Genomic DNA, 15,084 nt, shown 5'->3' on the forward strand with positions numbered 1-15,084 from the left:
GGGGCCTTTCTCCACCATGAGCGTTGTCACCAACACGACCACCATCGGCGCGATCGAACTGCCGAGCCGCCGCAACACCGAGCTGCTGCTGCTCGCCTTCGCCGTCGCGATCCCGGTGTTCGCGTACGCCAATGTGGGCCTCGCACTCACCGGCGAACTCCCCGCCGGCATGCTCGGTTACGGAATCGGCCTCGCCCTCCTCGCAGGCGTCGCGCACCTCGTGGTGCGCAAGTTCGCCAAGTACGCCGACCCGCTGCTGCTGCCGCTGGCGACACTGCTCAACGGCCTCGGCCTGGTGCTGATCTGGCGGCTCGACCAGTCCCCGCGGCTGAACGCGCTCTCCACCTTCGCCCCGCAGGCCACCAACCAGCTGATGTACTCGGCGCTGGGCGTCGCGCTGCTCGTCGGCGTATTGCTGCTGCTGAAGGACCACCGCGTCCTGCAGCGCTACACCTACATCTCGATGGCGGCCGCGCTCGTCCTGCTGCTGCTCCCGCTCGTCCCGGGTCTCGGCACCGACGTCTTCGGCGCCAAGATCTGGATCCGGGTCGGCGGCTTCTCCATCCAGCCCGGTGAGTTCGCGAAGATCGTCATCGCGGTCTTCTTCTCGGGCTACCTCATGGTGAAGCGGGACGCGCTGGCCCTGGCCAGCCGCCGCTTCATGGGGCTCTATCTGCCGCGTGGCCGCGACCTCGGGCCCATCGTCACGATCTGGGCGGTGAGCCTGCTCGTCCTGGTCTTCGAGAACGACCTCGGCACCTCGCTGCTGTTCTTCGGCATGTTCGTGATCATGCTGTACGTGGCCACCGAGCGCACCAGCTGGATCGTCATGGGCCTGCTGATGTCGGCGGGCGGCGCGGTGGTCGTCTCGCAGTTCGCCAGTCATGTCCAGGCCCGGGTGGCCGCCTGGCTGGACCCCTTCGAATGCCTGGCGACCGCGCCCGAGGGCTCCAGGACGGCCCAAGCCTGCGACCAGATGTCCCAGGTACTGATGTCCTTCGGATCGGGCGGCACCCTCGGCACCGGTCTCGGACAGGGCGACTCCGACCTCATCATGTTCGCCGCCAACTCCGACTTCATCTTCGCCACCGTCGGCGAGGAGCTCGGACTGGCCGGAGTGATGGCCTTCCTGCTGCTCTACGGTCTGATCATCGAGCGCGGTGTGCGCACCGCGCTCGCCGCCCGCGACCCCTTCGGGAAGCTGTTCGCGATCGGCCTCACCGGCGCCTTCGCCCTCCAGGTCTTCGTGGTCGCCGGTGGTGTGATGGGCCTCATCCCGCTGACCGGTATGACGATGCCGTTCCTCGCGGCCGGCGGATCGTCCGTGATCGCCAACTGGGCGCTGATCGGCATCCTCATCCGTATCAGCGACACCGCGCGCCGGCCGGCCCCCGCCCCCGCCCCGAACCCCGACGCCGAGATGACCCAGGTGGTCCGACCGTGAACAAGCCCCTGCGCCGAATCGCGATCTTCTGCGGCCTTCTGGTCCTCGCGCTGCTGATCCGTGACAACTGGCTCCAGTACGTCCGTGCGGAAGAGCTCAGCAGCCACAAGAGCAACAAGCGCGTCCAGATCGAGCGCTATGCCTCCGAGAGCGGCAACATCATCGTCGACGGCAAGCCGATCACCGGCTCCAAGCTGACCGACGACACCTACTTCAAGTACAAGCGCACGTACACCGACGGCCCGATGTGGGCACCCGTCACCGGCTACGCCTCGCAGGCCTTCGGTTCATCGCAGATCGAGAACCTCGAGGACGAGATCCTCAGCGGCAACGACGACCGGCTCTTCTTCGACCGCACCATGGCGATGTTCACGGGCGACAAGAAGAAGGGCGGCAATGTCGTCACCACGCTGAACGGCAAGGCGCAGAGGGCGGCGTTCGAGGGTCTCGGGGACAAGAAGGGCGCGGTCGCGGCCATCGACCCGCGCACCGGGAAGATCCTGGCGCTCGCATCGACGCCCTCGTACGACCCCTCCTCCTTCGCGGGCCGCCAGGACGCGGACGGGAAGGCCTGGCAGACGCTGAACGCGGACAAGGACAAGCCGATGCTGAACCGGGCGCTGCGGGAGACCTACCCGCCCGGCTCCACCTTCAAGGCAGTCACCGCCGCCGCCGCACTGGAGCACGGTGTCGTCAAGGACATCGACGCGCCGACCGACACACCCGAGCCGTACATCATCCCGCTGTCGAGCACACCGATGAAGAACCAGCACAGCGGCTGCGAGAAGGCGAGCCTGAGCGAGGCCCTGAGGGTCTCCTGCAACTCGGTCTTCGCCAACCTCGGTGACAAGGTCGGCCGGGACAACATGGTGGAGACAGCAGAGAAGTTCGGCTTCAACGACCCGAAGATCTACACCCCGGTGCGTGCCTCCGCCTCCGTCTACAACAAGGAGATGGACCGCGGCGGCAACGCCCAGTCGGCGATCGGCCAGTTCGACACCCGTGCCACCCCGCTCCAGATGGCCATGGTCACCGCCGCGATCGCCAATGACGGCAAGCTGATGAAGCCGTACATGATCGACCAGCTGGAGGCGCCCAACCTGGACGTGCTGGAGCGTACCGAGCCCGAGGAGATGAGCCAGCCGCTCTCGGAGGAGAACGCGCAGCTCGTCCAGAAGATGATGGAGAACGTCGTCGAGAAGGGCACCGGTACCAACGCCCGGATCGACGGTGTCACCGTCGGCGGCAAGACCGGTACCGCCCAGCACGGCGAGAACAACAGCGAGCGCCCCTACGCGTGGTTCATCTCCTACGCCAGGACCGACCAGGGATCGCCGGTCGCCGTGGCCGTCGTGGTCGAGGACAGCTCGGGCACGGCGCGCGACGACATCAGCGGCGGCGGACTCGCCGCGCCCATCGCCAAGAAGGTGATGGAGGCGGTGCTCGACGGGAAGCAGTGACGGATGTCACTGATCACCCCGTCACCGTGCATCAAGACCGCACAATGCGGTACCGGTCGCATATCGCGTCCCGGGCTTGGGCGGATTCCACGCGACTTGGCCGGTAGCGTATGCGCGAACAGCACACCGCCGGACCACACACACGGGTGCGGTCGGGACTGACGGAGAGGGCTGGAACTGTTATGGAAGAGCCGCGTCGCCTCGGCGGCCGGTACGAGCTGGGCTCGGTGCTCGGCCGCGGTGGCATGGCCGAGGTCTACCTCGCGCACGACACCCGGCTCGGCCGCACCGTCGCCGTGAAGACGCTGCGGGCCGACCTCGCCCGTGACCCGTCCTTCCAGGCCCGGTTCCGCCGTGAGGCCCAGTCGGCCGCCTCGCTGAACCATCCGGCGATCGTGGCGGTGTACGACACCGGCGAGGACTACGTCGACGGGGTCTCCATCCCGTACATCGTGATGGAGTACGTGGACGGCTCGACCCTCAGAGAGCTGCTGCACTCCGGCCGCAAGCTGCTGCCCGAGCGGACCCTGGAGATGACCACCGGCATCCTCCAGGCACTCGAGTACTCGCACCGCAACGGCATCGTCCACCGCGACATCAAGCCGGCGAACGTCATGCTGACGCGCACCGGCCAGGTCAAGGTGATGGACTTCGGCATCGCACGCGCCATGGGCGATGCGGGCATGACCATGACACAGACGGCGGCCGTCATCGGCACCGCCCAGTACCTCTCCCCCGAGCAGGCCAAGGGCGAGCAGGTCGACGCCAGGTCCGACCTCTACTCGACCGGCTGCCTGCTGTACGAGCTGCTCACCGTGCGTCCGCCGTTCGTGGGCGACTCACCGGTGGCCGTGGCCTACCAGCACGTCCGCGAAGAGCCCCAGCCGCCGAGCAACTTCGACCCCGAGATCACGCCCGAGATGGACGCGATCGTGCTGAAGGCGCTGGTCAAGGACCCCGACTACCGCTACCAGTCGGCGGACGAGATGCGCGCCGACATCGAGGCCTGCCTCGACGGCCAGCCGGTCGCCGCGGCCACGGCCATGGGCGCGGCCGGCTACGGCAGCGCATACGGCCAGCGCCCCGAGGACCAGCCGACCACCGCGCTGCGCGCGGCGGCGCCGGCCGGGCAGACATCGATGCTGCCGCCCGTGAACCCGGACGACGGCGGTTACGGATACGACGACCGCCCCGACCGACGCCGCCAGAAGAAGTCGAACGCCTCGACGATCCTGCTCGTGGTGGCGGGCATCCTGGTGCTCGTCGGCGCCATCCTCATCGGCAAGCAGCTCTTCAAGGACGGCAGGGACAGCCAGGTCATCGTCCCCAACCTGGTGGGCAAGACCTTCGACGAGGCACAGCGGTCCGGGACCAACGTGAACGTGAAGGTCGTCCAGGGCGGCACCACGCGCTGCGACCATCCCAAGAACAGCGTGTGCAGCCAGGACCCGGCCGCCACCGGCGAGGCCATGATGGACCGGGAAGGGACCATCAAGGTCGTCCTCTCGGCGGGCGCGCCACTGGTGGAGGTACCGGATGTCACCAGCTCCAAGAAGGACACCGCTGAAGCACGGCTGGACAAGGACGGCTTCAAGGTCAAGATCGAGGAGATCGAGTCGGACGAGACCCCCGGCACGGTCGTCAGCCAGACCCCGGAGGGCGGTTCCAAGGCCGAGAAGGGCACCACGGTCACCCTGAAGGTCGCCAAGCAGGCCACGGAGACGGTTCCGCCGGTGGTGGGCCAGCAGTTCGACGCGGCGAAGGACCAGTTGGAGAAGCTCGGCTTCACCGTGGCGCGCACCGATGTCGACTCCGACAAGCCCGCGGGCGAGGTCGTGGCGCAGGACCCGGCGGGCGACTCCAACCAGCCCAAGGGAGCCACGATCACGCTCCAGGTCTCCAAGGGCCAGGAGACGCCTCAGACGCAGGTGCCCCAGGTACTGGGCAAGCGGGTGGGCGAGGCCAAGCAGATCCTGGCGCAGTTCGGCTTCACGAACATCACCTTCGCCAACGGGAGCTCGCAGGACGACAACGCGCTCGTCGCCGCGATGAATCCGCGGCCCGGTACCCAGGCGGACCCGGCGACCACGACCATCACCCTGCAGACGATCGGTGGCGGAGGCCAGCAGGGCGGCAACAACAACGGCGGCGGAGGGTTCTTCCCGGGCTTCGGCGACGACTGAGCCACGCTTGGCGCCTTGAGGATCCCGACGCGGTCGCGATCAGCAGCACACCGGCCCCGGGGCCCCTCCGAGAGGGGCGCCGGGGCCGGCGCTCTTCCCGCTGAGCCCTCCGCGTATCAGAGTGACCGGGCCGCGGCGGGCCAGGAGGCGTCAGCGCAGCTCCTTGGGCCGCGTGCGATCGCTGTCGACCTTCTCCGTGCGCACCAGCTCGCCCCAGACCACGTACCGGTAGTCGGATGTGTACAGCGGCGTGCATGTCGTCAGGGTGATGTAGCGACCGGGCGCGGTCTTGCCCGACTCCTTCGGTACCGGTTGGAGCACGTCGACGTTGAACTTCGAGGTCTGCTTCAGGTCCTTGAAGACCTTGTAGACGTACCAGGTGTCCCTGGTCTCGAAGACGATCGGATCGCCGGTCCTGATCTTGTGGATGTTGTGGAACTTGGCACCGTGGCCGTCGCGGTGGGCTGCCAGGGTGAAGTTGCCCTGCTTGTCGCCGGGCAGCGCGGACTTGATCGGCTCGGTGTAGTAGCCCGCGACACCGTCGTTGAGGGTCTCGGGGTCGGTGCCCTTCTTCACCAGCACCTCTCCTTCGCCCATGGCGGGGACATGGAGGAAGCCGATGCCGTCCCGGGTGTCCAGTGCTCCAGGACCCTGCCCCTGGGGAGCGGCGGCCCAGTTGTGGCGCACCTTGTCGCTCTCCTTGGTGGCCGCGCGGTCGGCGAGGACGTTGGTCCACCACAGCGAATAGACGACGAAGAGCGCAAGCAGCACTCCCGTGGTGATCAGCAGTTCGCCGAAGACACTGATGACGCCGGCGATCCGGCTGCGCGCACGTGCCACTGCCCCTGTTTCCTGTCGTCCCGGGAATCCGTTCCGTCACGCCTCAGCCGACGAGCGCATCAGGCTTGCCCTTGCTCCGCGGACGTTCCTCGACCATCTTGCCCCACACGATCATTCGGTACGTACTCGTGAATTCGGGCGTACATGTCGTGAGGGTGAGGTAACGGCCGGGCCCGGTGAATCCGGAGCCTGCCGGGACCGGAGCGATCACGCTGGTGTTCGATGGGGAGGTCTGCGGGAGGATGCTCGTCATCTTGTAGGTGTAGTAGGTGTCCTGGGTCTCGACCACGATCGGGTCTCCGGGCACCAGTGTGTTGATGTAACGGAACGGCTCACCATGCGTGTTGCGGTGTCCGGCGACCGCGAAATTGCCCTGCTTGTCGGATGGCATGGCGGTCTTGAGGGCGCCGTCCGCGTAGTGCCCGACCATTCCCCGGTCCAGCACGGACAGCTTGTCGATGCCCTCGGCGACCGGGACGACGACGTCGAGCTTCGGGATGTGCATGATCGCGAAGCCCTGCCCCGGTTCGAACGCGCCGGGTGCACGGCCCTTGGCCCACTCCTCCTGGATCCTGTCGGCGGCGGCGTTGGCCTGCTGCCCCGCGAGGATGTTCGTCCACCACAGCTGGTAGGTGACGAACAGCAGCATCAACACACCTACGGTGATGAAGAGTTCACCGAAAGCCCGGCTGGCGATGACGGCCGGGCCGTCCTTCATGGCTCGGGCACGCCTGCGCGCCTCGACCCGCGTGAGCGGGGCGCCCTCCTCGCTCGGTACCGGAGGTGAAGGAGGCGGCGCCGTGGAGCCGGCCGCCCTGCGCCGCCCTCGTCCCCGCGCCTTGGACGCACGCCGGCGTTCGGCCCGACCGCCCGGCGGCCGCTCGGGCGTCACCAGGTCCGGCGCTGTCGACGGCACAGGTGCGGGCGCGGGTACGTGCACGGCGGGTTCGGGAGGGTACTGCCGCCCGTACCAGTCCTGCTCGTATCCCCGGGGGGTCTCAGTGGCCTGCCGACCGTACCCGGACCAGTCGTACTGCTCCGGAGCCGGGGACTGCCCCGGAACGCTCCCGTCCCGGAGCCACGGCGCACCCCCCTGGCCGTTCATGCCAGGGCCTTGCCGCCCACCACCGGCGCGAGCCCTGCCGAGCGGCCGACCGCGCCCGTGTCGCCACACTGCTCAAGCCAGTTGGCGAGCATCAGGTGCCCGTGTTCCGTGAGCACGGACTCGGGATGGAACTGCACTCCCTCCACCGCCAGTTCGCGATGGCGCAGCCCCATGATGATGCCGTCCTCGGTCCGCGCCGTGACCTCCAGCTCATCGGGCACCGTCGTGGGCTCAGCCGCGAGCGAGTGGTAGCGCGTCGCCGTGAACGGCGACGGCAGTCCAGCGAACACGCCCTTGCCCTGGTGCAGTACGAACGAGGTCTTGCCGTGCAGCAGCTCCGGCGCCCGGTCCACGACACCGCCGTAGGCGACCGCCATCGACTGCATTCCGAGGCAGACGCCGAAGACGGGCACAGCGGTCGCCGCGCAGTGGCGCACCATGTCGATGCAGACCCCGGCCTGCTCCGGTGCGCCGGGTCCGGGGGACAGCAGCACCCCGTCGAAACCGTCCTGCGCGTGCGCGGTCGACACCTCGTCGTTGCGAACGACCTCGCACTCCGCGCCCAGCTGGTAGAGGTACTGGACGAGGTTGAAGACAAAGCTGTCGTAGTTGTCGACGACGAGAATGCGCGCGCTCACTGACCGTCCACCGTCACATCGTTGAACGGAAGCAGCGGCTCCGCCCAGGGGAACACGTACTGGAACAGCACATAGACGACCGCGAGAGCCAGCACGAGCGAGATGAACGCCCGCACCCATGCGCTGCCCGGCAGATGCCGCCAGATCCAGCCGTACATGCTGTCCCTTTCCTTTCCTCGTACGGGACCAGACTAAAGGGCGCAAGGGGCCCGTGGGTCAGCTGCGGAAAGCTTCCGGCTTGCCGTCCGTCACAGGTTGGGTGGCGTCGAGGTGCGCCCAGACGACCAGCCGGTGACTGCTGCCCCACTCGGGATCGCAGGTGGTCAGGGTCAGATAGCGGCCGGGACCGTCGAATCCGGACCGCCTCGGCACCGGGTCGATGACCGCGACATCGCTGGGTACGGTGCGATACGGCGCGTGCTTGACGCGATAGGTGAACCAGGTCGTCCCGTCCGTGAGGATCACCGCGTCCCCCGGCCGCAGCCGGGGGAAGTCCTTGAACGGGTCCCCGTAGGTACGACGGTGGCCGGCCACCGCGAAGTTCCCGGTCTCACCCGGACGTGCGGTCCCCCGATAGTGACCCAGGCCCTTCTTGAGGGTGCCGGCGGAGGTGCCCTCCAGCACCGGCCAGTCCCAGGCCGCCCCGAACCGGGGGATGTACATCACGGCGAAGGGCTTGCCCGGCGCGTACGCGCGGGCCGGTTCCGACGGCGGACCGGACGCCGCCGCTCCGAGCGGAAGCCGGGTCCATTCCTCCTGGAGCCTGACGATCTCGCCGTCCGTGGCCTCGGCGGCCTTCACCCCGGTCCAGAACAGCAGATACGCCACGAAGAGCACGATCACCGCCCCGGCGGTCAGACACATCTCGCTGAGGGTCCTGACGATCAGTCGCAGCGGTCGGCCCGCTCGCATAGGCAGTGCCCCCTCCCCTAGAGCCCGGCTCCCGGCTTTCCCGCAATCCCCGGCGGGCGCACGACGCCGGCTACGGCACTCCCCCGGCTTCGCCGGGAGGTGCCCCCGCGCTGCGTCGTCGGATCATCCGAATACGCCCGGTATGAGGATGGCTCTTCGCCTTGCGAGGCGCCCCCTCGACCCCAAGGGCCGGGAGAGACCCCATACATCTGACGCCGCGCGCTGATCCGCCGGGCACTACGGGACAGCCCTCAGTTCACGGGCTTCGCGTAATGCAGATCCACTGTGCCCGAATAGCCGGGCAGAGTCACCGCGTCACGCTCGTCCACTTTCCAGCCGAGGCCGTACGCCTGCACATAGAGCTGGTAGTTCTGGATCGCGGGCGACGCGGTCAGCGCGCGCTTGAGCCGATCGGGGTCGCCTACAGCGGTGATCTTGTACGGAGGCGAGTAGACGCGGCCCTGGAGGATCAGGGTGTTGCCGACGCACCGCACGGCGCTGGTGGAGATCAGTCGCTGATCCATGACCTGGATGCCCTCGGCACCGCCCTGCCAGAGCGCGTTCACCACCGCCTGGAGGTCCTGCTGGTGGATGACCAGGTCGTTGGCCTGGGGTTCCGGGTAGCCAGGGGCTGCGTGGGCGTTGGGAGGAGCATCATTGAGGGTGACGCTGACGGCCTGCCCCTGGAGCTTCTCGGTCCCCGCGTCCTTCTCCAGGCCGCGGAGCCGATCGTCCTCGGCCTTGGTGGAGCCGTCGTCACGGCGGGCCAGCGCGTCCACGTCGCCGCGGACCGCGGCGGTGGACCGGTCCAGCTCGGCGTTCTGCTCGCTGCGCTGCTGGATCAGGTCGGAAAGCTTCAGCAGCGAGGCGTCGGTGCGGAGGTTGGTGCCCTTGGCGGTGTTGAAACTGGTGACGAAGATCAGACCGGCCAGCGCGAAAACGGCAGCCGTCAGCAACCGGACCGGTCGCGGCACGAAACGGCGGACCGGCCCTCGGGGAGTGTCGGCGGAATTGCTCAACGTACCCTTACTCCTACGGTGACCGCGGAAGCACTACGCTAACGGACGCCCGGGGGAGCCCGTGATACCCCTTGCTCCCACCCCGGCGCCAGCCACATTTCCCTGCGCGGTCACGCAGCGCATCGACAGGAGAGTCCCTCGTGCCGAAGTCACGTATCCGCAAGAAGGCCGATTTCACGCCGCCGCCTGCGGCGAAGCAGGCAACGACCATCAAGCTGACGAACCGTAGCTGGGTGGCGCCGGTGATGCTGGCGCTGTTCCTGATCGGGCTCGCCTGGATCGTTGTCTTCTACGTCACCGACGGCCGGCTCCCCATCGACTCCTTCGGCAACTGGAACATCGTGGTCGGCTTCGGCTTCATCGCCGGCGGCTTCGCGGTCTCCACACAGTGGAAGTAGCCGCGTAGCGGTGTCGGCGGGGTGGCACAGGCAGACACGTCGGCATCGGAAGGCGTCCGATGCCGGCGTCAAGCTCTGGCCCACACTTATCCACAGAGTTATCCACAGCAGTGGGAAAGGTCAGACGATCTGTGGATAACTCTCATCGATGTTGACGCCAGTGTGACTGCGGCGGCCATTCCGGCGATCTTCACCTTGCGCACACGCCCCTTGCCCCTCCTGGGAAAACCCAGATCAGGGACAAGGGGCACAGCTGTTCCCGACAGCATGCACAAGATCCGCCACCCACTGTGGACAACCTGTGGGAAACACACGTTCAGGTGAGCGACTGAGTCCTGAGCACCACGGTGACGACAATCGCCAGCAGCACCAGCGCACAGGTCCCGAACTGCACAGGCGACCGGTGCCGGAACGGGGCGTGCACCATGCCGAAGGCGATGACGACGCCCGCGACCAGACCGCCGATGTGCGCCTGCCAGGCGATCCCGCTCCAGGTGAAGGTGAACAGCAGGTTCAGTGCCAGCAGCACGAGCACGGGACGAAGGTCGTAGTTCATCCGGCGCATCAGCACGATGGTGGCGCCGAGCAGTCCGAAGATCGCACCGGATGCGCCGAGCGCGCCCGCGTTCGGCGCGGCGAGCAGATAGGTGAGGGCGCTCCCCGCAAGACCGGAGAGCATGTAAAGCGCCAGGAAGCGCACCCGGCCCAGCGCCGCCTCCAGCGGCCCGCCGAGCCACCACAGGCCGAGCATGTTGAAGGCGATGTGCCAGATCTCCTGGTGCAGGAACATCGAGGTCACCAGGCGGTACCACTCGCCGTCGGCGACACCCACCACCTGCGCGAGTTCCCGGCTGTATGCGACACCCACGAGGTCGAGTCGGGCGACCAGGAGCGGGTCGGCCCGCACGGCGACGAAGAGCGCGAGGTTGATGCCCAGCAGGATCTTGGTGAGAAGCCGGGGATCGCCCGCGGTGATGGGGCTGCCCGCGATCGTCCGCGGCCGGCCGGCGGTCGCCGAGTGCCCCGTGCCGGAGCCGCCGCGCACACAGTCCGGGCACTGGAAGCCCACCGAGGCGCTGACCATGCACTCCGGGCAGATCGGGCGCTCGCAGCGCGTGCAGGTGATACCCGTGTCCCGGCCCGGGTGGCGGTAGCAGCTCGGCAACCCCTGAGCCGCCTGGTGCTGGTCCGGGCTTCCTGGCGCCTGGTCCATGAGGAGGTCCCCTCTTCCGGCCCTTGTCCTGCGGGGCCTGTCAACGCGTCGCGCCCCGCTCGTCATACGGACGAGCGGGGCGGAAAGGTTCCCATGCGGGAGCCTGCGGCCGGGTTCAGCCCTCGCGGGTCTCGACCACGACGGACTCGATCACGACGTCGCTGACCGGGCGGTCGGTGCGCGGGTTGGTCTGGGCGGTCGCGATGGCGTCCACGACCTTCTTGCTCGCGTCGTCGGCGACCTCACCGAAGATGGTGTGCTTGCGGGTCAGCCAGGCGGTCGGCGCCACGGTGATGAAGAACTGGGAGCCGTTGGTGCCCGGGCCGGCGTTGGCCATGGCCAGCAGGTACGGCTTGTCGAACGCCAGGTCGGGGTGGAACTCGTCGGCGAACTCGTAACCGGGGCCGCCCGTGCCGTTGCCCAGCGGGTCGCCGCCCTGGATCATGAAACCGCTGATCACACGGTGGAACACCGTGCCGTCGTACAGCCTGTCCGTGGTCTTCTTCCCGGTCGCCGGGTTCGTCCACTCGCGCTGGCCGGTGGCGAGTTCGGTGAAGTTCTTGACCGTCTTCGGCGCGTGGTTCGGCAGAAGCCGCACGTTGATGTCGCCGTGGTTGGTCTTCAGGGTGGCGTAAAGCTGCTCGGCCACGATGTGCCTTCCTTGAGTCTTCTCTGACGTCAACCGATCCTCGCACGGAAGTGGCGTCGGTATGGAAACAGTGACCCGGATGCCTGTCCCGCATGCCGAGCGGGCGCCTGACGGGCATGATTTCGAGAAGGGTGGAAAGGCGAACTGTGCCCCGCCAGGGACAACAGGTTTCCCAAACGCCTGCGACCCGCCGCGACCCCCGCCACCGAGGAGGAGGATCCCGTGACCCGCATGGACAGCGTGCGTGCCGCGACCGATACGGCCAAGGAGAGCGTGCTGCACGCCGCGGAAGTGGTGGCGCCCTACGCCGAAACGGCAAAGGACCAGGCCGCGCAGTACTGAGGTTGAACTCGCGATGACGGCTGGTCGTGACAGTTCGTGATCCCTGCGGTATGCCGGGTTCATGAGGTACGCGCAGGGAGGCGGGCTGACGCCGAAGGGGCAACAGGCCCGGGAACGGGTGCGGTTGGAGGCAGGCGCGCGGTTCGGGCGGGGTGAGAAGACCGCTGAGATCGCGGCCGGGTTACGGGTCGGCAAGCGGCAGGTAGAGAAGTGGCGCCGGTCCTGGCGCGAGGGCGGCCTGGACGCCCTGCGCTCCAAGGGGCCGATGTCGGTGGAGCGGCTCTCGCCCCGGCAGTGGGAGCGTCTGGAGCGGGAGCTGGCACGGGGACCGCTGGCGCACGGCTGGGACGAGGGCCAGGGCTGGACACTGGTGCGGATCAAGACGCTGATCGGGCGGATGTTCCACGTCGGCTACACCGTGCAGGGTGTGTGGAAACTGCTGCGGCGGCACGGATGGTCCGCGCAGGTGCCCGCTCACCGGGCGATCGAGCGGGACGACGAGGCGGTCGAGGTATGGAAGGACGAGGTGTGGCCGCGGGTAAAAGTGCCGCGGCGGACCTGGGCGCCTACATCTGCTTCGAGGACGAAGCGGGCCAGGGGCTGAGGCCGCCGAAGGGACGTACCTGGGCGCCGCGCGGCCAGACCCCGGTGATGCGGGTACGCGGCAGCAACCGGGGCCGGGCCTCGGTGGCCGGCGTCGTGTGCTTCAAGCCCGGTGCCCGGCCGCACTTCTTCTACCGGCTGCACGTCTGGCGCGGACGCAAGGGCGAGCGCAAGAGCTTCGCCTGGAGGGACTACCGCGAGCTGATCGTGCTCGCGCACCACCAGCTCGGCACCCCGATCGTGTGGGTGTGGGACAACCTGAATGTCCACCTGACCGGCGAGCTCGCGGACTTCATCGCGGAGAACGAAGAGTGGCTGAGGGTGTTCCAGCTGCCCTCCTACGCTCCCGACCTCAACCCGGCCGAGGGAGTGTGGTCGCTGCTCAAACGGTCGCTGGAGAACTTCGCCGCCGCCAACCTCGATCACCTCGTCCGCGTCATGAAGCGCAAGCTGAAGAAGATCCAGTACCGCCCGCACCTGCTTGACGGCTGCCTCGCCGAGACCGGCCTGTTCATCGAACCGCCATGACCAACCCGCCCGCTATCGCGAGTTCAACCTCAGTATGCGCAAGAGGCCCGCGTCTATCTCGCGCCCAGGGTCTCCCGTGCCGCCCATCAGGCCGGTAAGCAGTGCCGTACCCAGTACAGGGCCCATCTGGCCCCGCATGTGCCGCCGAAAGTCGACATCGCAGCTCACCGGGCCGCCGTCATGACCCGGAGTACCGCGCGCCAGACCGCGGACTACACGAAGCCGCGTCTTGAGCACGCCATCGCGGTGGCCCAGCCCGTGGGGCAGGAAGCCGCCGCCCGATCCACAGCCGCCCTGGCCGCGCTGCGCGGTCAGGTCTCGGCGAAAGAAGTCCGGAAGCTGGTGCGGAAGCACGAGCGGAGGGCGAAGACGGGCCGCGCGGCCAAGGGCGCTGCGCTGCTCACCGTGGTGGCCTTGGGGCTCTTCGCCGCCTGGCGGTGGTGGGACAAGCAAGCCAACCCCGACTGGCTGGTCGAACCGCCGGCTCCCACCGAGGTCTCGGCGGACTCCGGAGCGTCCTTCACAGCTCGGACGGTGCTCGACCCGGAGGTCGAGGCCAAGGAGGCCGAGGACGCCGGAGAAGCGGGCTCCAGCTCTGACGACGAGGACCGTCGCTGACACTCGTCCCATGGGGCGCCGGGGATGCGGAGTGCTTCCCGGCGCCTCACCTCATGCCGGCGCGTTGGCGAGCGCGGCGCCGGTGAGCGGCGAGGAACCCTGAAGCAGGGCCGGCCCGGACAACCCGTACCGCTCCGCGGCGAGATGGCGTACCGACGGCGTGGTCCCGTGTGCCTCTGCCCCGATCCGCTGCTTGATCGTCGGCGGCAGCGACCGGTCCCGCGATCCGCTGTGCCCACCCGCTCGCTGGCTCGGCAGGCGCGCTGGGTCAGCGGTGGCATGTGCCGGTTCCGGTGCCGCTGTCTGTTTCTCCGTATGCCGCCGCGGCCGGAGTGCGGCCCGGTGACCTTCCGTCTCCGTCGGCTCCAGGGGCATCGGCGACACGGGCCGCTTGCGGGCGGCGGATGCGGTGCCGGTCAGCCCCAGGGAGGCGAGCATCGCGGCGAACAGGCAGATGAGGGCGGTCCACAGATTTGCGACCTTGACGGCGGCCATGACCCCTCGCTTTCGAGGTAGGGCGTTTTACATACCTTCCTCATGATCTGTACGCATCTTGAAAAATCATGGACCTACGCCACGAGTCGAGCGATCTTCAGATCAACACCACTCGTATGGTCTACGTCGCCTGTCTCAGCCCCCACGATCACGACCACGCCCACCGGCCTTCCCGGGCCCCGGATCCCTTGCCCCCGCGGGCGAGTACGCCTCCTACCGCCCGCGTACGACGCACGCAACCCGGGACGACGTCGGCGTACTGGTCCGAAGGCGGCGACGCGGCGCCGGCATGGGAAAGGAACGAAGGCCCCGCCCCGAACCCCGCAACCGCACACCGCCGCGGGGTGTGATCGCTTGCACCACCTCGCGGGACGCGACCTCCCGGTGGGCTCGGTGTGGACAACTACCTCCCGAGCGTACGGGTCCACGACCAGATAGACCGGGATGCCGTAGCGGCCGTACTCGGCGGTGCAGTCGTCGTAGTCCTTGCGGGCCGAGGAGACCGACACCACCTCCGCGATCAGCAGAACGTCCTCGAAGCTGTAACGCTTGCCCTGCGAAGTCCCGTACCAGCGAGCGGATCGTTGTACCCCGGGCCCTCGGCGGCGGTCAGCGCCCAGCCGCCCGGGACGAGGGA

General features: G+C 68.3%; 16 protein-coding genes and 2 pseudogenes. 8 read left to right on the top strand and 10 right to left on the bottom strand.

Translation table 11 applies throughout. From position 1 onward, the window contains the following. Window positions 1-16 precede the first annotated feature (16 nt). The 3 genes from V1460_RS00345 (at window position 17) to pknB (ending at window position 5,087) form a co-directional block, all read left to right on the top strand. Window positions 17-1,444 (top strand): FtsW/RodA/SpoVE family cell cycle protein, encoded by a 1,428-nt coding sequence (locus V1460_RS00345; protein WP_338671419.1) that lies wholly within the window; start codon window positions 17-19, stop codon window positions 1,442-1,444. Continuing rightward, entirely contained in the window at window positions 1,441-2,904 is a 1,464-nt protein-coding gene (locus V1460_RS00350) for a penicillin-binding protein 2 (RefSeq protein ID WP_338671420.1), read from the top strand. Before V1460_RS00345 ends, V1460_RS00350 begins: the two co-directional genes overlap by 4 nt. Window positions 2,905-3,086: 182 nt before the next feature. Beyond that, on the top strand, window positions 3,087-5,087 hold the full coding sequence (pknB, locus tag V1460_RS00355; protein ID WP_338671421.1) for a Stk1 family PASTA domain-containing Ser/Thr kinase: 2,001 nt from the start codon (window positions 3,087-3,089) through the stop codon (window positions 5,085-5,087). A gap of 150 nt (window positions 5,088-5,237) precedes the next feature. Here pknB and V1460_RS00360 read toward each other — a convergent pair whose 3' ends face one another. The 6 genes from V1460_RS00360 to V1460_RS00385 form a co-directional block, all read right to left on the bottom strand. Next, complete coding sequence (locus V1460_RS00360) at window positions 5,238-5,927, bottom strand: class E sortase (RefSeq protein WP_338671422.1); 690 nt, start codon at window positions 5,925-5,927, stop codon at window positions 5,238-5,240. A 43-nt stretch (window positions 5,928-5,970) separates the two neighbouring features. Further along, window positions 5,971-7,032 (bottom strand): class E sortase, encoded by a 1,062-nt coding sequence (locus V1460_RS00365; protein WP_338671423.1) that lies wholly within the window; start codon window positions 7,030-7,032, stop codon window positions 5,971-5,973. Continuing rightward, entirely contained in the window at window positions 7,029-7,670 is a 642-nt protein-coding gene (locus tag V1460_RS00370) for an aminodeoxychorismate/anthranilate synthase component II (RefSeq protein ID WP_338671424.1), read from the bottom strand. The genes V1460_RS00365 and V1460_RS00370 overlap by 4 nt, the downstream gene beginning before the upstream one ends. Beyond that, window positions 7,667-7,828: a hypothetical protein gene (locus V1460_RS00375; protein ID WP_338671425.1), complete on the bottom strand. Its 162-nt coding sequence runs from the start codon at window positions 7,826-7,828 to the stop codon at window positions 7,667-7,669. The genes V1460_RS00370 and V1460_RS00375 overlap by 4 nt, the downstream gene beginning before the upstream one ends. 58 nt (window positions 7,829-7,886) lie before the next feature. Next, complete coding sequence (locus V1460_RS00380) at window positions 7,887-8,582, bottom strand: class E sortase (protein WP_338671426.1); 696 nt, start codon at window positions 8,580-8,582, stop codon at window positions 7,887-7,889. Window positions 8,583-8,833: 251 nt separating this feature from the next. Next, window positions 8,834-9,601 (bottom strand): DUF881 domain-containing protein, encoded by a 768-nt coding sequence (locus V1460_RS00385; RefSeq protein WP_338671427.1) that lies wholly within the window; start codon window positions 9,599-9,601, stop codon window positions 8,834-8,836. A gap of 140 nt (window positions 9,602-9,741) precedes the next feature. On the opposite strand from V1460_RS00385, the gene crgA reads away from it, so the two are divergent. Further along, window positions 9,742-9,999, top strand: a complete 258-nt coding sequence (gene crgA, locus V1460_RS00390; protein ID WP_338671428.1) for a cell division protein CrgA — start codon at window positions 9,742-9,744, stop codon at window positions 9,997-9,999. A 316-nt stretch (window positions 10,000-10,315) separates the two neighbouring features. Here the strand turns inward: crgA and V1460_RS00395 are convergent, their stop codons facing one another. Together V1460_RS00395 and V1460_RS00400 are read right to left on the bottom strand one after the other, a co-directional pair. Further along, a complete protein-coding gene (locus V1460_RS00395; protein WP_338671429.1) occupies window positions 10,316-11,212 on the bottom strand; it encodes a rhomboid family intramembrane serine protease in 897 nt (298 codons plus the stop codon). Window positions 11,213-11,327: 115 nt separating this feature from the next. Continuing rightward, window positions 11,328-11,861 (bottom strand): peptidylprolyl isomerase, encoded by a 534-nt coding sequence (locus tag V1460_RS00400; protein WP_338671431.1) that lies wholly within the window; start codon window positions 11,859-11,861, stop codon window positions 11,328-11,330. Window positions 11,862-12,083: 222 nt separating this feature from the next. Between V1460_RS00400 and V1460_RS00405 the strand changes: the two are divergent. The 4 genes and pseudogenes from V1460_RS00405 to V1460_RS00420 form a co-directional block, all read left to right on the top strand. Beyond that, a pseudogene (locus tag V1460_RS00405) lies at window positions 12,084-12,200 on the top strand (DUF5324 family protein); the annotation flags it as partial. Between the two features lie 64 nt (window positions 12,201-12,264). Then, window positions 12,265-12,807, top strand: coding sequence for a winged helix-turn-helix domain-containing protein (locus V1460_RS00410; protein WP_338671432.1), 543 nt, complete (start codon window positions 12,265-12,267; stop codon window positions 12,805-12,807). Continuing rightward, on the top strand, window positions 12,717-13,334 hold the full coding sequence (locus tag V1460_RS00415) for a transposase (protein ID WP_338671433.1): 618 nt from the start codon (window positions 12,717-12,719) through the stop codon (window positions 13,332-13,334). The genes V1460_RS00410 and V1460_RS00415 overlap by 91 nt, the downstream gene beginning before the upstream one ends. 33 nt (window positions 13,335-13,367) lie before the next feature. Then, window positions 13,368-13,952 (top strand): annotated as a pseudogene (locus V1460_RS00420) (DUF5324 family protein); the annotation flags it as partial. Window positions 13,953-14,003: 51 nt separating this feature from the next. Here the strand turns inward: V1460_RS00420 and V1460_RS00425 are convergent. Further along, a complete protein-coding gene (locus V1460_RS00425) occupies window positions 14,004-14,447 on the bottom strand; it encodes a DUF6344 domain-containing protein (protein WP_338671434.1) in 444 nt (147 codons plus the stop codon). Window positions 14,448-14,521: 74 nt separating this feature from the next. After that, window positions 14,522-15,067 (bottom strand): Uma2 family endonuclease, encoded by a 546-nt coding sequence (locus tag V1460_RS00430; RefSeq protein WP_338677836.1) that lies wholly within the window; start codon window positions 15,065-15,067, stop codon window positions 14,522-14,524. Between the last annotated feature and the right edge of the window lie 17 nt (window positions 15,068-15,084).

The organism is Streptomyces sp. SCSIO 30461 (genome assembly GCF_037023745.1).
GTDB lineage: Bacteria > Actinomycetota > Actinomycetes > Streptomycetales > Streptomycetaceae > Streptomyces.